The sequence below is a fragment of the Flavobacterium branchiophilum NBRC 15030 = ATCC 35035 genome (assembly GCF_002217205.1).
GTDB lineage: Bacteria > Bacteroidota > Bacteroidia > Flavobacteriales > Flavobacteriaceae > Flavobacterium > Flavobacterium branchiophilum.
The window spans coordinates 5,851-28,227 of the sequence record NZ_MUGT01000018.1 but is presented as its reverse complement, the minus strand read 5'-3'; the positions used below and the strand labels follow the sequence as shown (position 1 = coordinate 28,227).

General features: G+C 32.1%; 22 protein-coding genes and 1 tRNA gene. 8 read left to right on the top strand and 15 right to left on the bottom strand.

Features of this window, described 5'->3' with window-relative positions; all coding sequences use genetic code 11:
• Positions 1-72: 72 nt before the first annotated feature.
• On the bottom strand, positions 73-429 hold the full coding sequence (locus B0A58_RS02635) for a helix-turn-helix domain-containing protein (RefSeq protein ID WP_089079762.1): 357 nt from the start codon (positions 427-429) through the stop codon (positions 73-75).
• Positions 430-552: 123 nt separating this feature from the next.
• On the opposite strand from B0A58_RS02635, the gene B0A58_RS17060 reads away from it, so the two are divergent.
• From B0A58_RS17060 to B0A58_RS02620, 5 genes are all read left to right on the top strand, one after another.
• Entirely contained in the window at positions 553-972 is a 420-nt protein-coding gene (locus tag B0A58_RS17060) for a MauE/DoxX family redox-associated membrane protein (protein WP_089079761.1), read from the top strand.
• Positions 962-2,011, top strand: coding sequence for a hypothetical protein (locus B0A58_RS02625; RefSeq protein ID WP_089079760.1), 1,050 nt, complete (start codon positions 962-964; stop codon positions 2,009-2,011). The genes B0A58_RS17060 and B0A58_RS02625 overlap by 11 nt, the downstream gene beginning before the upstream one ends.
• A gap of 36 nt (positions 2,012-2,047) precedes the next feature.
• Positions 2,048-2,212, top strand: a complete 165-nt coding sequence (locus B0A58_RS16370) for a hypothetical protein (RefSeq protein ID WP_165766280.1) — start codon at positions 2,048-2,050, stop codon at positions 2,210-2,212.
• A 26-nt stretch (positions 2,213-2,238) separates the two neighbouring features.
• The gene (locus B0A58_RS16365) at positions 2,239-2,409 is read left to right on the top strand and encodes a hypothetical protein (RefSeq protein ID WP_165766279.1); all 171 of its coding nucleotides are present in this window, start codon (positions 2,239-2,241) and stop codon (positions 2,407-2,409) included.
• A gap of 163 nt (positions 2,410-2,572) precedes the next feature.
• Complete coding sequence (locus tag B0A58_RS02620; protein WP_089079759.1) at positions 2,573-4,855, top strand: TonB-dependent receptor; 2,283 nt, start codon at positions 2,573-2,575, stop codon at positions 4,853-4,855.
• Positions 4,856-4,983: 128 nt separating this feature from the next.
• On the opposite strand, the gene B0A58_RS02615 is transcribed toward B0A58_RS02620, so the two are convergent.
• From B0A58_RS02615 to B0A58_RS02590, 6 genes are all read right to left on the bottom strand, one after another.
• On the bottom strand, positions 4,984-5,595 hold the full coding sequence (locus B0A58_RS02615; RefSeq protein ID WP_089079783.1) for a WbqC family protein: 612 nt from the start codon (positions 5,593-5,595) through the stop codon (positions 4,984-4,986).
• 100 nt (positions 5,596-5,695) lie between these two features.
• Positions 5,696-7,252: a signal peptidase I gene (gene lepB, locus B0A58_RS02610; protein ID WP_089079758.1), complete on the bottom strand. Its 1,557-nt coding sequence runs from the start codon at positions 7,250-7,252 to the stop codon at positions 5,696-5,698.
• A gap of 41 nt (positions 7,253-7,293) precedes the next feature.
• Positions 7,294-7,995 carry a 4-hydroxy-tetrahydrodipicolinate reductase gene (gene dapB, locus B0A58_RS02605; protein ID WP_089079757.1) on the bottom strand — a complete coding sequence of 234 codons (702 nt, stop codon included), beginning with the start codon at positions 7,993-7,995 and terminating at the stop codon, positions 7,294-7,296.
• A 56-nt stretch (positions 7,996-8,051) separates the two neighbouring features.
• Positions 8,052-8,576, bottom strand: a complete 525-nt coding sequence (locus B0A58_RS02600; protein WP_050881273.1) for a DUF5683 domain-containing protein — start codon at positions 8,574-8,576, stop codon at positions 8,052-8,054.
• Between the two features lie 39 nt (positions 8,577-8,615).
• The gene (locus B0A58_RS02595; protein WP_089079755.1) at positions 8,616-9,512 is read right to left on the bottom strand and encodes a ParB/RepB/Spo0J family partition protein; all 897 of its coding nucleotides are present in this window, start codon (positions 9,510-9,512) and stop codon (positions 8,616-8,618) included.
• 5 nt (positions 9,513-9,517) lie between these two features.
• Entirely contained in the window at positions 9,518-10,288 is a 771-nt protein-coding gene (locus B0A58_RS02590; RefSeq protein WP_014083636.1) for a ParA family protein, read from the bottom strand.
• Positions 10,289-10,786: 498 nt separating this feature from the next.
• Between B0A58_RS02590 and B0A58_RS02585 the strand changes: the two genes are divergently transcribed.
• Both B0A58_RS02585 and B0A58_RS02580 read left to right on the top strand, forming a co-directional pair.
• Positions 10,787-11,698 carry a hypothetical protein gene (locus B0A58_RS02585; protein ID WP_089079754.1) on the top strand — a complete coding sequence of 304 codons (912 nt, stop codon included), beginning with the start codon at positions 10,787-10,789 and terminating at the stop codon, positions 11,696-11,698.
• Between the two features lie 2 nt (positions 11,699-11,700).
• A complete protein-coding gene (locus B0A58_RS02580; RefSeq protein ID WP_089079753.1) occupies positions 11,701-12,381 on the top strand; it encodes a Crp/Fnr family transcriptional regulator in 681 nt (226 codons plus the stop codon).
• Positions 12,382-12,788: 407 nt separating this feature from the next.
• Here the strand turns inward: B0A58_RS02580 and B0A58_RS02575 are convergent, their stop codons facing one another.
• The 6 genes from B0A58_RS02575 to B0A58_RS02550 form a co-directional block, all read right to left on the bottom strand.
• Entirely contained in the window at positions 12,789-12,971 is a 183-nt protein-coding gene (locus tag B0A58_RS02575) for a hypothetical protein (protein ID WP_089079752.1), read from the bottom strand.
• Positions 12,972-13,184: 213 nt separating this feature from the next.
• Positions 13,185-14,039 (bottom strand): rhomboid family intramembrane serine protease, encoded by an 855-nt coding sequence (locus B0A58_RS02570; protein WP_089079782.1) that lies wholly within the window; start codon positions 14,037-14,039, stop codon positions 13,185-13,187.
• A 23-nt stretch (positions 14,040-14,062) separates the two neighbouring features.
• Positions 14,063-14,665: a rhomboid family intramembrane serine protease gene (locus B0A58_RS02565; RefSeq protein WP_014083632.1), complete on the bottom strand. Its 603-nt coding sequence runs from the start codon at positions 14,663-14,665 to the stop codon at positions 14,063-14,065.
• A gap of 6 nt (positions 14,666-14,671) precedes the next feature.
• Entirely contained in the window at positions 14,672-16,504 is a 1,833-nt protein-coding gene (mutL, locus tag B0A58_RS02560; protein ID WP_089079751.1) for a DNA mismatch repair endonuclease MutL, read from the bottom strand.
• Between the two features lie 88 nt (positions 16,505-16,592).
• The gene (locus B0A58_RS02555) at positions 16,593-17,444 is read right to left on the bottom strand and encodes an aminotransferase class IV (protein WP_089079750.1); all 852 of its coding nucleotides are present in this window, start codon (positions 17,442-17,444) and stop codon (positions 16,593-16,595) included.
• Positions 17,445-17,499: 55 nt separating this feature from the next.
• Positions 17,500-17,892, bottom strand: a complete 393-nt coding sequence (locus tag B0A58_RS02550) for an START-like domain-containing protein (RefSeq protein ID WP_089079781.1) — start codon at positions 17,890-17,892, stop codon at positions 17,500-17,502.
• Positions 17,893-18,047: 155 nt separating this feature from the next.
• On the opposite strand from B0A58_RS02550, the gene B0A58_RS02545 reads away from it, so the two are divergent.
• Positions 18,048-18,121, top strand: a tRNA-Met gene (locus B0A58_RS02545).
• Between the two features lie 212 nt (positions 18,122-18,333).
• Here the strand turns inward: B0A58_RS02545 and htpG are convergent.
• Both htpG and B0A58_RS02535 read right to left on the bottom strand, forming a co-directional pair.
• On the bottom strand, positions 18,334-20,220 hold the full coding sequence (gene htpG, locus B0A58_RS02540) for a molecular chaperone HtpG (RefSeq protein WP_089079749.1): 1,887 nt from the start codon (positions 20,218-20,220) through the stop codon (positions 18,334-18,336).
• 112 nt (positions 20,221-20,332) lie between these two features.
• Complete coding sequence (locus B0A58_RS02535) at positions 20,333-21,685, bottom strand: NAD-dependent succinate-semialdehyde dehydrogenase (protein ID WP_089079780.1); 1,353 nt, start codon at positions 21,683-21,685, stop codon at positions 20,333-20,335.
• Positions 21,686-22,377: the final 692 nt, after the last annotated feature.

The following is a 22,377-nucleotide window of genomic DNA, read 5'->3' as shown; positions in this document are numbered from 1 at the left end:
TCCTACAACGTATACTGGTTTAATATTTATATTTTTTTTAAAATTCAAAAAAATCTACTTTTATCTATAAACTTAATTTTTTGATCCAGATTTTAATCTATCAATCTCTTCTTCAAGTTTTTTTATATACTTTTCTGTATATTCACTAGTTGTATTGTTAATTGTTTGCATTTTTTGACCTAAACCAACTTGATTATTATTAGAAACATTAAATATTGTAGTAGCATCAAAGTTTAAAATTTGAGAAGGAGAAACTTCTAAAATTTTTGCTATTTTATCGAGTTTTGAAATTGTAATGTCGATTTCACCTCTTTCAATTTTACTGAATCCACTTACACTCATGTCTAGCTGACTTGCTATTCTTTCACGTGTAATATTTTTTAATTCTCTGAATTTTTTTATGTTTTCAGAAACTTGCTTAATATCCATAATTTTATAAATTAAAATCTGCCTCAAAAGTAGTAAAAAAACCGTTATAGTTGTAAAATACAATTTAAAAATAATTTATTTTATAGATTTTGTCAATATTTTTGTGAAATAAAAACAAATAAAATGTCAAATAAAAAATTAATTGCAGAAAGTATTTATCTTTTGTTGATTTTCTTTTTCAGTTATACTTCCATTAATAAATTAATGAATTTAGATTCTTTCAGAACTAATTTGATTAAAACAACTCTTTTTAGTGAAGAATTCGCAAATATTTTTTCTGTAATTATAATCATAATTGAGATTTCAATTATTTTGCTATTGATAATAAGTAAAATGAAAGGATTGCTAGTTTTTTGTTTTTTAATTTTATCATTTACTTTATACATATCATTTTTAAGATATAAAGGATTATATGAAATTTGTGGTTGCGGAGGAATTCTTAACGGTTTATCATATAAATATCATATTCTCATAAATATTAGGCTAATAATATCGTCATTATATTCCTTTTATATTTTTAATTATATTTCAGATGAAAAATAAAGTGCTAATTGGTACAGTTACTGTTTTTTTAGGTATTACATTTAGTGTAGTTATGCTTAATTTATTTGAACCTACAAAATCCAATTATTTTTTTAATCGTAAGTATTCAAATAAAAATATATTAAATTTTGAAAATAAATTTGATAGAATGAACAAAGGTGAATATGTCATGTATATAAGATCTAATAATTTAATAGTTGAAAGAGATATAATTTACAATGACAAAAATAGCATAATGTACAATCTATATATTTCAGATTTAGATTTTAAAAAAAAGAAAAGGAAAAAAGTGAAACTCCCTAAATTAAGTAATATTATTTATAGTGATTCAACTAAACTTTTTTACAATATGAAATTTAAATTGTTTCAATATGATTTTAAAACAATGAAAAATACAGAAGTTGGAATGAATCATATAAAAATTTTTTCATTAATACCAATAATGGATTCACAAAATTATTATTTATGTTTTGGTGAACTATTTAATGATAATATTTTTAATACCGGATTTTTTGTTATTAACATTTCAACTAAAAGAATAATTAAATCAATGATTTTAGAACCGAGTAAAGAATCGTCTATGCCTAAAAATGACCTTGTATATTCTGGTTTTTTTACTGAAACTTATGACAAAAGAAATTTAATTTATTGCTGTGACAAATATTCAAAAATATTTTTTTTTAATTCTAAAGGGATTTATACAAAAGTATTAACTACAAATGATAAAACACCTTTACCAAAAATATTGAAAAATAGCAACGGTGATAGTTTTTACAGTAGAGGTGGAACTTGGACGAGTAATATGGGAATATTTGTAAAAAATAATAAGATATTTGTTTTTTCTTCACGGTCTGATTTGAAAACTTCAATTATGATTGATGAATATTCATTAGAGACTATGAAATACAAACAAAGTTTTGTTCTGAAACATAATAATTTAAGTTCAAGTTCAATTAGAAATATTTTTATTGATAGCAATAAAATTATTATAGGATTTGAATTCAACTACGCATCTTTTACGTTCTCGAGAAATATATGATGAATTTAACTATTTTATTAACTTAATTTAAAAAAAATGAAGAATTATTTAAAGTTTGTAGTTGCTGTATTTGGTGTAACCATTGCAACTTTTGGAAGTACTAATGTGAAAGCGAAAGCACAAGAAAACGTTACTTGTAGTGGGGCGGGGCATTGTGGTTGGACACCTGACTGTCGTGAAATTACTGGTACTGCTTCCTAAATTATTAATCTTACAATCTAAATAAAATGAGAAATTATTTAAAATTTGTTTTTGCAATTTTTGGAATAACTATTGCAACTTTTAGCAGTTTAAATGCAAATGCAAAAAAAATTGAAAGTGGAGGTAGTTGTAAATCTTATGGAACTTGTGGTACAACCGATAGTGGTCAGGTCATTAATGGACAATACTCAGAATAAGATAATTAATTAAGATGGATTTTAAAAAACTATCGATTTACTTAATTATGTTAATAAATTGTATTGTTTTTTAAAATAATTGTTAACTATTTTATTAAAAAATACTTTCCTAACATTTTATTGTTAGGAAAGTTTTAATTAATTTTACAGCTCAATTTTTTTTATGAGAACAAAACAACTTTTTTATGTTTTTTTATTAATGTCAATAAATGTATTTTCTCAACAAAAAATAAACATTATTGGTAAAATTACAGCAGAAAATAAATCTCTTTCTGATGCTATAGTTGAATTTCATATAAATAATATATCAAAATTTGCTATTACAAACAATAATGGTATTTATAAATTTTCAGATATTACACTTTTACAAAATGACAGTTTAGAGTTAAGAGTTAAATTTTTAGGATATAAGATTTTTATCCAAAAAATATATAATTTAAAAGAAAACAACACAATAGATATCAACTTAACTGTACCAGAGATTGAAAATTTAAAAGAAGTTGTTATTAATTCAAAGGAAAAAGAGACGGTTACAGCAAAGAAAAGTTCTTATAAAATTGCCCACAAGGAATTTATTGAGAATACTAAAGGATTAGAAGTTTTGGCAACAGTGCCTAATTTATATGTAGATAAACAATTCAATACCATAACGGTAGATGGAAAATTACAAGGTAAACTTTTTATTGATGGTGTTGAGGCAATGGCAAATGAATTAAAAACACTAGATATTAATGATTTTGATAAAGTAGAGGTAGTCAATAATCCTACTGGTTCTTATGGTTCAGACTTTTTGGGAGCAATTGTTAATATTATTACAAAAAAGAAAAAAGAAGAGTTTATTAAAGGTATTTTTGGAGTAACTGCGGGTATTAAAAACCAATATTATTCATTTGATCCTTCAATTTCTTATAAAAAAGGTAGATTTATTATTAAAACAAATTATAACTATTTAAATTCCAATAATTTAATTGATTATAATCTTTATAGAATCAATGGGTTTGATATTTTTAATAGCAACACGACAACCAATTCTGATAATAATAGACAATATTCAGATTTAAAAATAAATGTAAAATTATCAGAAAAGTCTAATTTTACATTAACAAATTATTATCATCACAATAATTATAATTCAACTGGAAATGGTTTTACAGAATTAAACCATGCTCCAAATAATAGATTCAGTAAAAGTGGTTTTAATATTGATTCCAATTGGAAATTAGGAACAGTTTATGATTATAAAATATCTGAAAATAAACATTTTTATTTAAAAAATTCGTTATTTATATACAAAAAAAAAGATACAGATAATTATTTTTATAGTGATAATACAAATGCAAACTTTAATATAGAAACTCAAAATAAAGAGTTTACATTTAATGCCGATTATGAGGCGGAAGATTTTAAAATGTTTAAAAAATCATCCTCTTTTTACATGGATTTGAAATACATTAATCGAAAATACAGTTTTTCTGATACATTATTTTTTATTAACCAAAAAGTTATAAATGCAACAACTGAATTAGATAATCAATGGACAGATCAATTTTCGACAGAAATGGCCTTATCTCTTGAAAATACAAGCAATAAAAATATCAGTAAAACACAAGTCTATAATTTAGTTTTACCAACATTCAACGCTTTATATCATTTTAAAAATAAATATGATTTGAAATTTGGATATTCACGCAAAGTATTACGACCAAGTGTAGGAGATTTGAATGATAATGTCATTATCATAAATTCTGGAATTGCAAAACAAGGAAACTCTAATCTCGATCCTCAAATAAGAAATTATTATGTACTAACTTTGAGTAAGTCATTCAAAATAGATCATATTTCGATAAGATTTTATAACGAATCCATTAACAATTCCATAGAGGAAGTTTACAAAACACAAGAAAATCTTATAGTCCAAACGCTTGAAAATGCTGCTAAATTCAGTTCTACAGGAATAAGTGTTGGTTATCGAACAAAAATATTAAAAAAAATCAATACAAACATCAATTCAGGTTTTAATTATAGTCATTTTGAAGACACTAGTTTAAATGCTGTTATAAAAACAAATGGAGGTTATGCTTTTACGGGCAATATCAATTTGAGTTCAAAACTGTTCAATGATAAAGTATCTGTTTCATTTTCTGGAAGACATAACAATCCAAATTACTCCTTATTATCTAAAAAAATAACACTTCCTTATTTAGATTTTTCATGCAACACAAATTTATTGAAAGGCAATTTAAACCTTAGCCTATATGCTCAAAATTTATTAGGTCGAAATGCAGCAGGTTTTACAGATATTAGTAGTTATAATAATTTTTATCAAAAAATTGAAGCAAGAAATAATTTTACAAACTTATTATTCACATTAACATATTATTTTGGCAAATCTTTTAACGATAAAATTATTGATAAAACAATAAATAATAACGATGTAAGGAGATAAAATTGTATAAATATATTTGTTTTATGATTTTTACAATTGGATAAACCCTATACAAAACATCAAATACATCATTTCAATTTTATTTTTTTTATTACAAATATAGATTACTTTATAATATTAAATTACCGTTATTGCCGCTTCAAATAATCTAATGCTAATCGGCCTTCGTTAAAAAGTAAGTCTAGGATGCTTAAATTATTTAAAAAACCGTGTTTGTCTCCAAAAACTTGAGTATAAGGTTCAAATGTTGAAGTGTCTTTTTTGCCATTGGCCAAATAACGCAAATCAGCTACATGGGGTACTTCATGAAAATATTCGATGGTTGTTTCAAATTGAAAAGGTAAACCCAAACATTTTGATACTATTTGCATGGCCTCAAGGTTTAAATCCATCAAAAACACAGGTTTTTTTGTAAATATTGGCATCAAAGCATCCTCAAAATATTCAAAAAAAGGCGAGGTTCTGTAAGCCGCTTCCAAGGATTTGAAATGTTGTTTTTGCCAATCAAAAGCCCATTCAATCCTTACGTCTTTGGTTTTTTGATGGCGACTTTCTATAGCATGTTTTACAGGAATATTTAACAATTGCAACCCATTTGGACTATAAATATAAGTCCTATTTCTATTGGTTTGTTTTTGAAAATGATCCTCTGTTTCTAGGATTATGGTGTCATTTTGAGCCATTGCCACATAATGACTTATTGAAGGAAAATAAGTTGGGTATAGTAAAATTTTATTCATTACTTTCATATATTTAACAAAAAAATGTTTAAAAGTAAAAGTTTTTAACCTATTCTTTTAAACATTTTTATGAGCATTACATTTTTTTAGGATTAAGAAATTATTCTTTGTCAGCTTTTCTTTTTTTCCAAAAATAGTCACCAACAAAATAAATGGCCAATAATACAAGAAAATATTTAAAATAAGATTGTGGTTGCCCGGTGCCGCTTACTGTTGTAAACATACGCTCCCATCGAATTTTATGCAACCCTTTTTGGTTTGGATCCAAACTCAACCAAATAAACACAGGTTTTCCAACAACATGGTCTTCGGGAACATAGCCCCAAAACCTACTGTCTTCAGAGTTGTGGCGGTTGTCTCCCATCATCCAAAAATAATCTTGTTTGAAAGTATATTTTGTAGCAATTTGTCCATTAATTCTAATTTCGTTGCCGTTTACTTTTAAATCATTTCCTTCATAAACGCCAATTATTCGTTTATAAAACGGTAATGTAGCGCTATTTAATGCTACTGTTGCACCTTTTTTTGGTATGTATATTGGCCCATAATTATCTACATTCCATTTGTGTATTTGAGGAAAAACTTCTGGTTTTTCTACATCTTTTGCAATAATTCTTGTTACTGATTTAATTCCAGGCAAATTTTTCAATCGTGCAGCAGCAGCGGAAGTCATGGCCTTTATATAAATGGTGTCGCGATTTTCAGTCGTAAATCCTGCACCATCAGTAATATCCAATTCTTGAAAAACAGACTCAAATTCCAATGGTGTTTTGTTGTCAATCGCCACCAAGTAAGAAAATTGTGGTTTTGCTCGTTCTGGCAAATTCAATTCTTTGTTGTTGATATATATAACACCGTTTTTGATTGACAAACTGTCGCCAGGCAGCCCCACACAACGTTTTACATAATTGGATTTTTTGTCTATGGGTTTCATGACTCCTTTTCTGCCCGATTGGTCAAAAAATTTGTAAACAGTATCTACGGGCCAATTAAAGACTACAATATCGCAATGTTCAATTTTTTGAAAACCTGGCAACCTAAAATAAGGATATTGCGGTGTGTTCAAATACGATTTTACATTAACAATCGGAAGGGTATCGTGCAACATAGGAGCCGCCACAGCAGTCATTTGAGGTCTGGCGCCGTAGTTTAATTTACTTACAAACAAAAAATCCCCTACAAGCAATGATTTTTCTAAAGAAGAAGTAGGAATTTGAAACGGTTGCAATACATAAGTATGCACCACAGTAGCAACAATTAATGCAAAAACCAACGAACTCACTGTATCTGCAACCATGTTGGTTGGCTTTAAACTTCGGTCTGCAATATAGGTTAGTTGTTGGGTATAATTGATGTAATACAAATAAAAACCAAACGTTAAAATGGCTAACCAAGTATCTTTGGTGCTGTTTTTTCCAAAACTTCTAATAGTTTCAACCCAAAGAACGGGAAACATCATCAAATTTACAACTGGTACAAACAACAACAAGGTGTACCAAGTAGGTCTATTAATTATTTTCATCAACACGATGGCATTATACACTGGAATGGCAGCTTCCCAAGCTTTTCTACCTGCAGCCACATACATTTTCCAAGTTCCAAAAAAATGGATTACTTGTATTATTATAAAAAAAACAAACCATTGAAACATTGTCATATTACAGTATTTTTAAATTGATAAATGAAATTTTTTAATCATTATTTTAGTTCCAATACATCTCGCATAGAAAACACCCCTTGTTTACCAACGAGCCATTCTGCAGCCAAAACCGCTCCTAAAGCAAACCCCTCACGATTGTGTGCATGGTGCTTGATTTCGATTAAATCTACCTCAGAATTATAAAAAACAAGGTGTGTTCCTGGTACATTCTCTATCCGTTTGGCATCAATTTTAATTTCATGCTCCGCTGGATTTTCCAATGTCCAATTTTGATACCTGCTGTTTTCTATAACTCCTTTTGCTAACGATATGGCAGTTCCGCTGGGTGCATCAAGCTTTTGGGTATGATGAATTTCTTCCATCGAAACTTTATATTGGTCAAATTTCGACATGATTTTAGCTAAATATTCATTTAATTCAAAAAAAATATTGACTCCCAAACTAAAATTGGAACTCGATATCAAAGCTCCTTTTTGTTGGTTGCACAAAGCTACCATGTCGTCATATTGGTCTAGCCAACCTGTTGTTCCTGAAACTACTGGTATATTAGTGTGCAAACATTCCGAAATGTTACAAACCGCTGCTGAAGGAATACTAAAATCTATTGCAACATCAGCTGTTTGCAATCCATCAAATGTATTAAACTCATCTTTTTTCAATACAATTTTATGTCCTCTTTCCAAAGCAATTCTTTCAATTACTTTTCCCATTTTGCCATATCCCAAAAGTGCTATTTTCATGTATATAATGATTTTGTGTTGTGTTGTTGCTATGTTATTTTATCAATATTGTAACTCTAAAAATGATAATTCAAAGTAAGTGCAAACTGATTTTGTTTGTTCAAATCGTTTTGTTGAATATCTGGTTTTATGGATAAATTATCGTTTACATTAAACTGCATCAAATGAGCATCTACATTTGCATCGACTATATTCAATACATAAAAGCCAATGATGAAAAAAGCAGACAAATCACGATTTCGTTGGTAGAATTTCTGACCCGCCAAGAGCCTCGAACTGTCCAAATAGCTCAAACTATCATCAGAATATCCTTCTAATCGGCGTTTATATGCGTCTCTAAACGTATGGTACTTGGTGTTGCTCGTAATGTACGAATATACAGAAATCCCAATGGCAGTATAAACCAATGGGATTTTCCAATATTTTTTATTATAAGCCTGACCTAAACCAGGCACTAATGCCGAGTAAAATGCAGCTTTAGTTGGAGCTAACGGATTAATATCATCTGTTTTTTTTATAGAATCTTTTGCTATCAAAGGAATTTCTTTAACGTCTTGAGATAAAACAATAGTTTGCTTCATACTCAAAACCAACAATAGGATGTAATAATACTTGCCCACTTAAGATTGAATAAGACTTAATATTCTTTGAAAATCCGCTTCAGACCGAAAAGGTATTGTAATTTTTCCCTTACCATTAGAGGCTACTTTTACATCTACCTTGGTACCAAAAAAATTATTTATTTCTCTTTTCTTAGTGTCATCAATATCAAACCCAGATACTTTTGGTAACTCTGGCTTTGGTTTCAACCCCTCTTGATAATTTTTTACCAACGATTCTGTATCTCTAACAGACAAATTCTGACTCACAATTTTTTGATAAATTTGTGCCTGAATATCCAAATCCTCAATATTGATGATGGCCCTACCGTGTCCCATTGATATAAATCCGTCTCTAATTCCTGTCTGAATAATCGGATCTAATTTCAATAACCGCAAGTAATTAGCAATAGTAGAACGTTTTTTTCCCACTCTTTCGCTCATTTGTTCTTGTGTCAATTGAATTTCGTCCATCAATCTTTGATATGAAATCGCAATTTCTATAGGATCCAAATCGTGTCTTTGAATATTTTCTACCAAAGCCATCGTTAACGATTCGTGGTCGTTTGCAATTCTTATATATGCCGGAACGGTGGTTAAACCCGTCAATACAGAGGCCCGCAAACGACGTTCTCCCGAAATCAATTGGTATTTGTTAAACTCTATTTTACGTACCGTTATGGGCTGAATTACCCCCAATTCCCGTATAGATGTTGCCAGTTCCTGAAGTGTTTCTTCGTTAAAATTACTTCTTGGCTGAAAAGGATTGATATCAATAGCCGCTATTTCTAGTTCAATGATATTGCCCACTACTTTATCTGCATTTTTATCCTCTACAGATTGTATATTATTCTCGGGATCTTTCAATAATGCAGATAACCCTCTTCCTAAAGCTTGCTTTTTTATTGCTTTCGACATAAAAACTATTTACTTGTATTTCTTTTGATTATTTCTTCGGCCAAACTCAAATAATTCGAAGCACCTTTGCTCGTGGCATCAAAATTAATGATACTTTCACCAAAACTTGGTGCCTCACTCAACTTAATATTGCGTTGAATAATCGTTTTAAAAACCATTTCGCTAAAATGCTTCTGCACCTCATCCACCACTTGATTAGACAAACGCAGTCGGGCATCATACATCGTGAGTAACAATCCTTCTATATCCAACTCAGGATTGTGTATTTTCTGAACACTTTTTATCGTATTCAATAATTTACCCAAACCCTCCAATGCAAAATACTCACACTGAATAGGAATTACAACAGAATCTGCACAAGTCAAAGCATTTAACGTAAGCAAACCCAACGAAGGAGCACAATCTATCAAAATATAATCATAATTATCTCTAACAAGGTCCAAGGCTTGCTTCATCATATACTCTCGGTTTTCCTTATCAACCAACTCAATTTCAATAGCCACAAGGTCTATATGTGCCGGTATCAAATCCACATTTGGAGCACTACAACTCACAATAGCCTCTTGTGCCGTATTGCTATGTTCCAACAATTGATAAGTACCCACTTCTACATTTTCAACATCAATCCCTAGTCCAGAGCTTGCATTTGCCTGTGGGTCTGCATCTATAAGTAATACTTTTTTCTCTAAAACACCAAGTGCTGCAGCAAGATTGATAGAGGTTGTGGTTTTTCCAACACCACCTTTTTGATTTGCAATTGCAATAATTTTGCCCATTTTTTAATATGATTTTTGAAGCGTAAAAATACAAAATAATATCGTTTATAAAAGTCAAATTTATTAACATTTCTGTTTTTTTTTAAAAACCAACCCTCAAACCCCATTTTTCAAGGGATATTTATTTTTTTCTTGGAGCCAATACCTGCTTTTCGTTGCAATCTTTTTGTTTTTAAAGAAAAAACAAAAAGGATTTCCACTACAATCAGGGCTAAAAATGCCCAATGGTTCTCGAATTGTACCTCCCATGTTCCTAAAAAAAACCTTTCATAGTGCCGCAGCTCATTATCAAATAAAAACCTCGTTCACTATCCAATAAACAACCATTTCCTAAAATACTATTAATCAACACATACCATTCGTATTGCCTAAAAGTAGTTCCTTACAATAGCCCTTTTTTCAAAAAAATATCAAAAAAAACACTCTATTATTTTGAACTCATCATATATAAATTGTATTTTTGAAATCCAATTACAATAACATAACAAAACAATCCTTATGAAACTACAAAAAAATCTATTCCTTTTAGGTACATTACTTTTAGGCCTCAAGGCTACAACCCTATTGGCACAAGGCTGTAGCGATGCCGGTTTTTGTACCCTCAATAGCTTCAAACCACACGAAACCACCAATACACCTCAAAACCAACTCAAAATAGGGGCTTTTTTTGGTGGTGCAGACCACAATATAGCCGTGTGGGGTAATTACATAGAATACAACAGGCAACTCGATGCCAGCTGGAGCCTCGATGCCAAACTGACATCCTTATCTCAAAATGGCAACGGCATAGCCACTTTTGGCTTAGGCGATTTGTTTTTGAATGCCAATCGAATCATCAATCCAAAACTTACCGCTACCTTTGGGGTCAAATTGCCATTACAAAACGGAAATGCTACAAACAACAACAATCCATTGCCAATGGATTATCAATCTAGCCTTGGAACCCTTGACTTAGTAGCAGGATTGGGCTACAAAATAAACAAATTGCAACTTGTAGCAGCAGTACAACTCCCAATTTCTCAAAACAAAAACCAATTTTTGGCCGAAGTTTATCCAACAAATGCCAATTTACGATTATTTCAATCTACCAATAATTTCAAACGTAGTGGCGATGTATTGCTTCGTATAGCATACCCATTTGAACTAACCCAAAAACTCCAATTTACAGCCAGTGCCTTACCAATTTACCATCTAAAAAACGACCAATATACAGACCTATTGGGTAACTCCAAAACCATTTCAGGTTCACAAGGTATTACACTCAATGCCAACATGTATTTTGATTACAAAATCAACGAAAAAAATGCTTTACAACTCAATATAGGAAGCCCTTTAAAAGTAAGAGAAGCCCGTCCTGATGGTTTAACCCGAAGTTTTGTTGCAAACCTCGAATATAAATACCAATTTTAAAAATGGCAAATTATTGGGTATTTGAAGATGTCAATTTATTTTCATTGATTTGTCCTCACAAATTCAAAGCATATTCATCCGAACATGAATATATTTATTATACAAAAGGCGATTACATTTATTTTCAGGGCGATGTTTCGAGTACCATTTATTTAGTAAATGAGGGCAAAGTAAAAATAGGTTTCATAGACGATGCTGGTGAAGAATATGTAACTGCATACTTAAAAAAAGGTGATATTTTTGGCGAAAATATTTTATTAAACGAAACTCACCGAAAAGAATTTGCACAAGCCGTGGACAAAACAACCTCGCTATGCTCTGTTACCCTACATCAGGCCGAAGATTTGGTGCGAGGCAACAGGTCATTTAGTACAAGTATTTATAAATTTATTGGTTTGAAACTAAAAAAAATAGAACGTCGGTATCAAATCATGCTTTTTAGAGATACCCGAACAAGAATCATAGAGTTTATCAAAGAATTAAAAGAAGACCAACCCAGTACGGTACTTGCAAATAGCGAAATTTTGATACAAAACCCATATTCACAAAGCGAAATAGCTAAACTCGTTGGTACCTCTAGGCCAACTTTTAATATCATTATCAATGAATTGGAAAAAGAAGGTTTTTTGCATTATCAAAAAAATAAAATTCTTTTAAAAAATAAGTTATTTAATGTTGATTGATACCAAAATACAGGGATAAAATAATCCCAAGCAGCGTTCCGAGCGATAGTGAAAGGCAAAGTAAGTTATTTTTTAGAAAAAAAAATTTCAAAAAAAGGGTTGCATAATCGGACAATGGAATTATTTCGATCTTAATTTTTACATAAATAGCCAATTAAAATAAGAATAACAACAAACCTCAAAGTTTTATAACCTTTGAGGTGGGGTGTAAATTATAAATGATTTTAAAGAAATTTTCTTCGGACGTTTTAGAGTATTTTATTTTGTTCTATTTTCGGTTAATGTTACACCCTCCTTTGGAGGGGGACGGGGGGAGGATTAGTAATATATAGTCCCCTCCCAACCCTCCCCAAAGGAGAGGGAGACGAAGCTACAATAACTAATCAAAAAAAGAGAAGGAATAAATTTTATTGTTTTCTTTCAAAATTTATCCTCCACCTTTGAGGTTTGTTATTTTCTTCTTTTCTCTTTCCTCTTTTCTCTTTTCTCTTTTCTCTTTTCTCTTTTCTCTTTTCTCTTTTCTCTTTTCTCTTTCCTCTTTTCTCTTTCCTCTTAAAAAAAACATAGGTTACACAGACTGCAGCTGCCATATAGCCCCGACTGGAGTGGAAATCCTTTTTGTTTTTTCTTTAAAAACAAAAAGATTGTAGCGTAAGGCGGAAACTGTCCCTGCGTGAAAATGCCAAATGTAGCGGCTTCAAATATTGCTATACAATAAAACCATTTTTTGTAATACAATATTTAAATTTAAAATACTTGGCTACATTGTAGGCTGTTTTATTTTGGGATGCTTTTAGTGGCATTTACTTTATTTTGAACAGAAAATCTTTTTCGTCTTGCGACAGGCTGTCGTAGCCCGATAAGCTAATTTTGTCTAAAATGGCATCTACTTGTTGTTGGTGTTGGTCTTTGATTACAATAGTAGGATTCTTTTTTTGTACAGTGCTTGTAGTGTTGTAATTGCGTTCTATTTTTCGGAAAGGGTTGGGTTTAGACTTGCCCAAAAGGATGTTCAATTGGTTTGATAAAAGGCTATACCAACGGCTCAAATCGGTGCCATTTTGAATGAATTTGACAAATAGAAATCCCAAAAATGCACCTACTAAATGAGACAAATGTCCTCCCATATTGTCTGATTTTAGGGCTAGTAGGTCAAACAAAATAATGGTGGCTGTGATCATCCAAAGTTTTAATTTGCCGATAAAAAAAACAGGTATGGGCACTAACGGTGCATATACGGTTGCGGCCATTAATATGGTCATGATGGCGGCAGAGGCACCAACCATTTGAAAATAAATACCTTGAAAATAGAACCACAAAATAAAAAAGGCTCCAGAACATACGATTCCTAAGAAATACAACCCTTGAAGTTGTTTTTCGTTAAAAAAAGTGGTAAACCACCTGCAAGCAAATTGTAACAAAAGCATATTGACAATTAAATCGAATATTTGGTGATGGAAAAATCCATAACTCACTATTGTCCAAGGCTTTGTGATTAAATTTTTGGGATTGGAACTTAGGGCAAAAATGTTTTCAAAAAAATTAGATTGTATAAAAAACAACGAAATAATAAAAATACCGATGTTCCAAAATATCAATCGTTGGGCAAAACCACCCACATTGTATTGGTGTTTCAAATCGTTTAATATTGAACTCATGCTGTTGATTATTAGGTGAAATTCTAATTTTTGTATTGATTTTTTTTCCAAAAACTCATCATGATAAATCCTACTAAAGCCCCTCCAATATGTTCAAACCTACCATCGCCATGGATGATGGGGCCTAGTCCGAAGGAAAAAACCAAATCGAGCGCAATAATACCTGGAATAAAATATTTCGCTTTTATGGGATATGGAATAAAAAAGAACATCAAACCCGCTTCGGGAAACATGAATCCGAAGGCAATTAACAATCCAAAAATAGCACCTGTAGATCCATATACAAACGAGATGGGATTGATTTGAAAGACTTGATTGATGACATTGCTAATAAGTCCTGCTCCTATGCCACATGAAATATAGAAAAACATGAATTTGTGTTGTCCCCAAAAATGTTCTAGGGTTGAACCTAAGGAATACAAAGCGTACATATTGAATAATATTTGTAATATATTGCCGTTTACAAACATATTGGTAAACAACTGAAACCACCTAAAATTGGGGTCTTGAAATCCATATAAACCAAATACTTCCAAAGCTTGTGGATAGATGGACAAGAGCATACAGAGAAAAATCAATACATTGATGATGATCAAATGTTTAACGGTTTCGGTAATTGGCATCATAGTTTTTTAAAATTTTTTATCAATATCTTCCACTCTCATGGTAATATATGTTGGTTTATTAAAAGGAGACATGTTGGGCTCTTTGCAAGCAAATAACATATTGATGATATTTTCTTGTTCTTTTTCTGTTAAATATTTTCCTGTTTTGATGCCCAAGCTTTTGGACATTGATTTTGCAATCATATCGTTTTGACTGAAACTATTTTCGGGTATTTCGTTTTGCATGTCTTGCAATAATTGTTCCAAAACGATGGAGGCTTCGGATTCGGAAACATTGACAGGCAATCCTAAAATGACCACGCTGTCTGTTACGTTTTCATCAAAAAGAAAACCTGAATGTTGCAATGCAAGTTTTACTTCGGACAAAATGGTCAATTCATTTGTAGAATAAAATAAATTTAAAGGAAATAGCAACTGTTGGCTAGCTGCTTGATTTACAGTCATATTAGACAGAAATTCTTCGTATAATATTCTTTGATGGGCCCTTTGCTGATCTACAATTACCATACCTGATTTTAGAGGGCTGATGATGTATTTTTTATTTAATTGATAAGTGAGTTGCAAAGATTTTTCGGCAATATCCTCGTCAAACAACGAGGCTGCTACTTCTTCTTCTTCATATAGCATTGCATGACTATCAAAAGCTTGCTCTGTTGTACCAATGTATAAACTTTCCCAATTGGCAGCCACTTGCCTTTTTAGGGGCAAAAGAGGTTGTGTTTTATTGCTGTTTTGAAAAGGGTTATAATTGCTATCTATTTCAACCGTAGGGATTTGAGCTTCCAAATCTTTGTAATGATAAGGCGTGTCCAAATTGGCATCCCTTTCAAAATCTAAAATGGGCGACACATTAAATTGTCCTAAACTGTGCTTGATTGCCGATCGCAAAATGGCATATAATGCCTTTTCGTCGTCAAATTTGATTTCGGTTTTTGTTGGATGGATATTGATATCAATAGAATGTGGGGGTACCTCCAAATATATGAAATAACTTGGTTGAGCCCCATTGGGCAAAAGTCCATCAAAAGCCGACATGACTGCATGGTGCAAATAACCACTTTTGATATATCGGTTGTTCACAAAGAAAAATTGTTCGTTTTTCGATTTTTTGGCATATTCTGGTTTAGCAACAAATCCTTGCAAACACACAATTTCTGTATCTTCAATAATAGGAACTAATTTTTCGTTTGTTTTTCCTGCAAAAATATTAACAATTCGTTGTCGTAAATTTGATTTTGGTAAATTGTACAATTCACTACCGTTATGAAAAAAACTAAAATGAATATTGGGATGGGCCATAGCAACCCGCTGAAACTCATCTACAATATGACGGTGTTCTATAACATCTGATTTTAAAAAATTTCTTCGAGCAGGTATGTTAAAGAATAAATTTTTTACTGCAAATGAAGTGCCAATAGGCAAAACCGCCGATTCTTGTGCTATAAATTTACTGCCTTCGATAATAATATGTGTACCCAGTTCGTTTTGGTCTGGTTTTGTTTTTAACTCTACATGAGCAATGGCTGCTATAGAGGCCAAAGCTTCGCCCCGAAACCCCTTGGTATGCAAGGAAAATAAATCTTCTGCCAATCGAATTTTAGATGTTGCATGTCTTTCAAAACACATTCTTGCATCGGTAACATTCATTCCTTGTCCGTTGTCCACCACTTGAATTAATGTTTTTCCAGCCTCTTTGATGATCAGTTTGATGTCTGAGGCTTTGGCATCTACAGCATTTTCTAAAAGTTCTTTTACAACCGAAGCAGGCCGTTGCACAACCTCTCCAGCAGCAATTTGATTGGCCACATGATCTGGAAGTAATTGAATAACGCTCGACATGATTTATGTTTTTTGTTTTTAGAATGGCAAATTTAGTACAATTTATCGAAAAAAAGCTTGAAGCTATTAGAGAAACTATGGAATAAATTTACACGTCTTTTGATGGTGTTTGAACATGGTTGTTTAGCATTTCTATTAGCCTGATTGCTAACGAATTTCCAAAAGTTTTTTTCCTATAATGTGTGATAGGTTGGATGCCCTGAACTACGTTTGTGATGAAAATTTCATCAGCTTTTTGCAATTCAAAAGGAGATATTGGCGATTCTTCTATAGGTAGCAATTGATTTTTTTGAAGCAATGAAATGATATTTTTTCGCATCACACCATTCAAACAGCCTTCGGACAATGGAGGTGTTTTCAAAACTTGGTTTATATATACAAAAACATTACCTTGAAGTGCCTCTGTAACCTGTTTAGATTCGTTGAGCAATAAGCAATTATCCAAATCGTTTTCTTTTGCAAAAATACTGCCTGTAATATGGATGATTTTATTGGTTGTTTTTAAATTTGAAATCAATTGCTTAGATATATAAAAATCTTTATACAAATCTACTTCATATTTGGACGAATTCCATTGGTATTGACTATGCGGTATTTCGGCCACTTGAATGACAAAACCAACATCATTTGTTTCGGGCAAATAAAAACCAGGAGACGCTCTATAAACCGTGATTCTGGCTCTTGCTGCATTAGTAATGTTTTTAGCCTGAACAAGACTTAAAATTTGATTTTCAAGATATTCCATGGTAAAATTCATTGGAATTTCCATCCTAACAATCCGCATGGTGGCCATTAGTCTAAAATAATGATCTTCCCAAAATAATATACTATGATTGACTATTTTTAAGGTTTCAAATACGGCATCTCCATACAAAAAAGCCCTGTTTTGATGCAACAATTCGCTGTTTGAAGCCACAATATTTCCATTACTATTGACCATAAAATTCCTTTCTTAATTAAAAATTAAGGCAAAGGTACTATAAAAAAAGCAACTATCAAACCGAACCTATCACATGTTTGAGGTCGGCAATTTGATTTTGCCACAATTGTTTAGAGGCTTCAATTTCGTCTTCAAAAGCAAAATCGGTTACTAAAATGGATACATCTTTGGTAATTTCGTCTTCCAAAATTTTCAATTCAAAAAACAAATCGGTGTCTTTGTTTTGTTCGTCGAGCCATTTGAATTTTACTCTTTCGCCTGTTTTTTTGGAGGCCAATCGGGCTTTTTCTTCGGAACTATCCCATATAAATGTATAGTATTCGCCTCTAGAATGCACATTATCTGCAAACCATTCAGACAAACCCGAAGGTGTTGAAATGTATTGGTAGAGCAATTGTGGCGAAGCATTAATAGACAATTCTAATTCGTAACGTAGTTTTGGGTTCATTGTAATCAAATAATTTTGGGCGAAATATAAATATTTTTTTTCAAAAAAAAGCCTTTTTCAAAAAATATTTTTTTTGTTGCAAATTTATTTGTATCATACAAAAAAAATAGTATCTTTGCACTCGAATTAAAACAATATAGTGTTTTAATAGTCCAGGCGAGGTAGCTCAGTTGGTTAGAGCGCAGGATTCATAACCCTGAGGTCACGGGTTCAACTCCCGTCCTCGCTACAAATGTAAAAAGTCAATGTTTATGCGGTTTAAACCTAGTTTTAAACCGTTTTTTTATGGCTTCTTTGTCCCTTAAAATTAAAAATGAATACGGAAAAGCATACGTTTTTGAAAATGTGAGAAAAACAAATCTCTTGAACATTACGAAATAAAATCAAAAAGGCTGTCCCAAAACAATTGGAACAGCCTTTTATTTTGAATAGTTCAATATTCTATTTAATCAATTCAAAACTACGTTTTACAAAAGCTGTCAAAGCTTCGCCTTTTAATAAGTTTTGAGACAGTTTGGCCAAGTCAAGGGCTTGATTGACAAGGATTTGCTGTTTTTCTTGATCTGTTGTATGTAATATCACATTGGCCAAATCGGCATTGGTATTGACAACTAAATTATACATTTCAGGAAAGTTGCCCATTCCAAACATACCGCCACCACCTGTTTGACTCATTTCTTTCATGCGTCGCATAAACTCGGGTTGTGTAATGATAAAAGGAGCCGCTTGGCTATCTAATGCCTCCAATTGAACGGTATAAGTTTGTTTGGGTACAATGGCTTCGAGGGCAGTTTTAAGAGTTTCTTTTTCGGTGTCGCTCAATTTTGAAATACTTGTTTCGTCTTTTTTGATTAAATTGTCGATATGATCGGCATCAACACGAACAAAAGAAAGGTCTTTGTTATCGTTTTCTAATTTTTGAATTAAGTGAGAAATAATAGGCGAATCGAGCAATAGCACCTCGTAACCTTTGTCTTTTGCAGTTGCTATATAAGAATGTTGAGCTTCTTTGTTGGCCGCATACAACACAATGAGTTTACCGTCTTTGTCGGTTTGTTTTTCCTTTAGGTTTTCTTTCAGTTCGTCCAAGGTAAAATAAGTGTCATCTACGGTAGGATACAATACAAAGGCACCCGATTTTTCATAAAACTTATCTTCAGAAAGCATACCATATTCCAAAACAATTTTTATATCGTTCCATTTTTGTTCAAAATCGGCTCTGTTTTCATTGAATAACGATTTGAGTTTGTCGGCCACTTTGCGGGTAATATAGTTTGCTATTTTTTTAACAGCACCGTCGGCTTGAAGTCCCGAACGAGACACATTTAAAGGAATATCTGGCGAATCTACAACCCCTCTAAGCATCATTAAAAATTCAGGAACTATACCTTCCACGTTATCCGTTACATAAACTTGGTTTTGATATAGCTGGATTTTATCTTTTTGAATTTGCAAATCGGCACCCAACTTTGGAAAAAACAGTATTCCTGTAAGATTAAACGGATAATCAACATTCAAATGAATATTGAACAAAGGGTCTTCAAATTGCATAGGATACAATTCTCTGTAGAAATTTTTATAATCTTCGTCTTTCAAATCAGCAGGCGACTTGGTCCAAGCTGGATTTGGATTGTTGATAAAGTTATCTACCTCAACAAATTCGGTTTTGTAATCTTCAGGAGCGTCATCTGGTTTTGGGAGTGCTTCTTTTTTAGTTCCAAATTTAATTGGAATAGGCATAAATTTATTGTATTTGTTCAATAAACCTGCAATTTTGGCATCATCTAAAAACTCCAAAGCATCTTCGGCTACGTGCAAAACAATTTCTGTACCTCTTGTGTTTTTATCGTGTGGAACAAGGGTAAATTCTGGGCTTCCATCGCAAGTCCAGTGAGCGGCAGGTTCGTCTTTGTATGATTTAGTAAAAATTTCAACTTTTTCGGCAACCATAAAAGCAGAGTAAAATCCTAAACCAAAATGGCCAATAATACCAGAGTCTTTTGCAGCATCTTTGTATTTGTCCAAAAACTCTTCGGCACCCGAAAAAGCCACTTGGTTGATGTATTTTTCTACTTCGCTGGCGGTCATACCAATACCTTGGTCGATAATATGGATTTTTTTGGCCTCTTTATCTACTTTTATTTCGATAATAGGGTTGCCATATTCCACTTTTGCTTCGCCAATACTGGTTAAATGCTTTAATTTTAAGGTAGCATCTGTTCCGTTTGAAATCAGCTCTCTCAAAAATATTTCGTGGTCGCTGTATAGAAATTTTTTGATCAATGGGAAGATGTTTTCTACCGAAACATTAATTTTTCCTGTTGTCATAGTACTATTTTTTTTAAGTTAAATTGTTTATTTGAAACTGGTATTTCAAATTAAGTACCAAAATAATATTTATGACAAAATGACAGAAAAGTGTTTGTTCCAAGATACTCCCCTACTCTATGATGATGGATTTGATGTTCATAAATTCTTTGATGCCAATGCTTGCTAGTTCTTTGCCATATCCTGATTTTTTGATGCCTCCAAAAGGTATTCTTGAATCTGAACGAACCATTGAATTGACAAAAACATTTCCTGCTTCCATTTTTCGGGCCAAATTATAAGCTTTTTCTGTATCTTTTGTCCATATTGAGGCAGCCAATCCGTAGCGGTGGTTGTTGGCTAAATCGATAGCATTTTGTTCGTTTGTGGCTCTAATAATTGTGGCTAAAGGGCCAAAAGTTTCTTGCTGAAAAGCTATGTTTGAGTCGGTTACGTTGTCTAACAATGTGGGTTGAAAATGACAAGAATCGCTGTTGCCTCCCGTAATTAATTGAGCACCTTGTTGCAGCGATTCTTGGAGTTGAAAACGCAGATTATTGGCAATATCCAATCGGGCTAATGGACCTATTGAGGTGTTTTCGAGTAAGGGGTTTCCTTGCGTGAGTTGTTTGATTTTTATAGCAAATAGATGAGCAAAATCATCTGCAATTTCGGGCACTACAATACATCTTTTGGCACAAATACAGGCCTGCCCGGCATTGATCATTCGGGATTGGGTGGCAATTGTGGCTGCTTTTTCCAAATCGGCATCTTTTAGTACAATAAACGCATCAGACCCCCCCATTTCTAGTACGGTTTTTTTGAGGTGTTTTGCTGCCAAAGTTGCTACTGCAACCCCCGCCCTTTCGCTGCCTGTAAAAGTAACACCTTGTACAATATTTGAAGCCATGACATTTTCTATTTGTGGGACATCTATGGTTAGTTGCTGGAAAACTCCTTTTGGAAAACCCGCTTCCAAAAAAATATTTTCAATAGCTTTTGCACACCCAATGACATTTGGTGCATGTTTGAGAAGCGTTACGTTTCCTGACATTATTGCAGGAGCTGCATATCGAAAAACTTGCCAAAAAGGATAATTCCATGGCATAATGGCAAAAACTGCACCTGTTGGGTCATACACCGATCGGCTGTAGAAAGGGGTGTTATAGGGTTTGTCTTTTAGCATTTGTTCTGCATTTTCAGCATAAAAATCGCAATTGGTGGCAGATTTTTCTATTTCGGCTTTGGATTCTGACAAAATTTTGCCCATTTCGTTGGTTATCAATAAGGACCATTCGTTTATATTGGCTCTAAGTATTTCGGCAACTTTTTTCATTTTGTAAGCCCTTTCATCAAAAGTAGTGTTTTTCCAAGCATCAAAAGCCTTTGTGGCCCATAGAAGGTGTTGTTGCAACTGGTTTTGGGTTAGTATTTCATGTTCGGAAATGGTGGTGTTTGTATAAGGATTGGTAGATTTAAAAGTCATTGCAAAAGGTTTTGTTTGATTTTTGAAAGGGTACAATATTATAAAAAAAAAGGATAGTATCAAGAGACTTGATTAAAATAATGGTTGCTAATTGCAGTTGTTTTGCGTGAGGGATAGCAGTGGAAATCCTTTTTTGGGGTTGTTGCGGGTTTTTTTTTACCCCGCAAAAACCCCAAAAAAGATTGGAACGAATAGCCAGACCCGTAGCTTGCGGAGGGGCACGCCCTTATATAGAAAATTGTAGTTGTAAAAAAAATAAACATTCTTTGTAAGTTGAAAAGTATTTGTTTCAAATGAAATTTATTCAAAACTGATTTGAAGTTAAATTATCTTATGAGTTACTCTAATTGAATCTGTATGAATTGATTATTCCTGTTTAACCCAAATTAAGCATTAGAAATTTATTGCAATCTAAAACTATTTAAAAAATAAGTACTTTATTCACTCTTTAATATTGTTTTTGGTGTTTATCAATATACGATGTCTTCTTTTTAAAATATTCTAAAATGTTAAAAAGTACGTGAGCACTTATTTTTATTACTTTATTTTATTTTTTAGTTGTGATCGGTGATATGCTTCGCAGATGTATTTTTATACCAAATATACATATAAAATAGTCCAATATACTTGTTCATTTTTGCTAAAATTATTCAAAAAAAATAGTTCCGTAGCCCAGCTATGCAACGATTTTT

Coding starts and splice junctions, on each gene's coding strand:
- B0A58_RS02635 (WP_089079762.1), bottom strand. CDS start 429: ATGGATATTAAGCAAGTTTCTGAAAACATAAAAAAATTCAGAGAATTA.
- B0A58_RS17060 (WP_089079761.1), top strand. CDS start 553: ATGTCAAATAAAAAATTAATTGCAGAAAGTATTTATCTTTTGTTGATT.
- B0A58_RS02625 (WP_089079760.1), top strand. CDS start 962: ATGAAAAATAAAGTGCTAATTGGTACAGTTACTGTTTTTTTAGGTATT.
- B0A58_RS16370 (WP_165766280.1), top strand. CDS start 2,048: ATGAAGAATTATTTAAAGTTTGTAGTTGCTGTATTTGGTGTAACCATT.
- B0A58_RS16365 (WP_165766279.1), top strand. CDS start 2,239: ATGAGAAATTATTTAAAATTTGTTTTTGCAATTTTTGGAATAACTATT.
- B0A58_RS02620 (WP_089079759.1), top strand. CDS start 2,573: ATGAGAACAAAACAACTTTTTTATGTTTTTTTATTAATGTCAATAAAT.
- B0A58_RS02615 (WP_089079783.1), bottom strand. CDS start 5,595: ATGAATAAAATTTTACTATACCCAACTTATTTTCCTTCAATAAGTCAT.
- lepB (WP_089079758.1), bottom strand. CDS start 7,252: ATGACAATGTTTCAATGGTTTGTTTTTTTTATAATAATACAAGTAATC.
- dapB (WP_089079757.1), bottom strand. CDS start 7,995: ATGAAAATAGCACTTTTGGGATATGGCAAAATGGGAAAAGTAATTGAA.
- B0A58_RS02600 (WP_050881273.1), bottom strand. CDS start 8,576: ATGAAGCAAACTATTGTTTTATCTCAAGACGTTAAAGAAATTCCTTTG.
- B0A58_RS02595 (WP_089079755.1), bottom strand. CDS start 9,512: ATGTCGAAAGCAATAAAAAAGCAAGCTTTAGGAAGAGGGTTATCTGCA.
- B0A58_RS02590 (WP_014083636.1), bottom strand. CDS start 10,288: ATGGGCAAAATTATTGCAATTGCAAATCAAAAAGGTGGTGTTGGAAAA.
- B0A58_RS02585 (WP_089079754.1), top strand. CDS start 10,787: ATGAAACTACAAAAAAATCTATTCCTTTTAGGTACATTACTTTTAGGC.
- B0A58_RS02580 (WP_089079753.1), top strand. CDS start 11,701: ATGGCAAATTATTGGGTATTTGAAGATGTCAATTTATTTTCATTGATT.
- B0A58_RS02575 (WP_089079752.1), bottom strand. CDS start 12,971: ATGGCAGCTGCAGTCTGTGTAACCTATGTTTTTTTTAAGAGGAAAGAG.
- B0A58_RS02570 (WP_089079782.1), bottom strand. CDS start 14,039: ATGAGTTCAATATTAAACGATTTGAAACACCAATACAATGTGGGTGGT.
- B0A58_RS02565 (WP_014083632.1), bottom strand. CDS start 14,665: ATGATGCCAATTACCGAAACCGTTAAACATTTGATCATCATCAATGTA.
- mutL (WP_089079751.1), bottom strand. CDS start 16,504: ATGTCGAGCGTTATTCAATTACTTCCAGATCATGTGGCCAATCAAATT.
- B0A58_RS02555 (WP_089079750.1), bottom strand. CDS start 17,444: ATGGTCAATAGTAATGGAAATATTGTGGCTTCAAACAGCGAATTGTTG.
- B0A58_RS02550 (WP_089079781.1), bottom strand. CDS start 17,892: ATGAACCCAAAACTACGTTACGAATTAGAATTGTCTATTAATGCTTCG.
- htpG (WP_089079749.1), bottom strand. CDS start 20,220: ATGACAACAGGAAAAATTAATGTTTCGGTAGAAAACATCTTCCCATTG.
- B0A58_RS02535 (WP_089079780.1), bottom strand. CDS start 21,685: ATGACTTTTAAATCTACCAATCCTTATACAAACACCACCATTTCCGAA.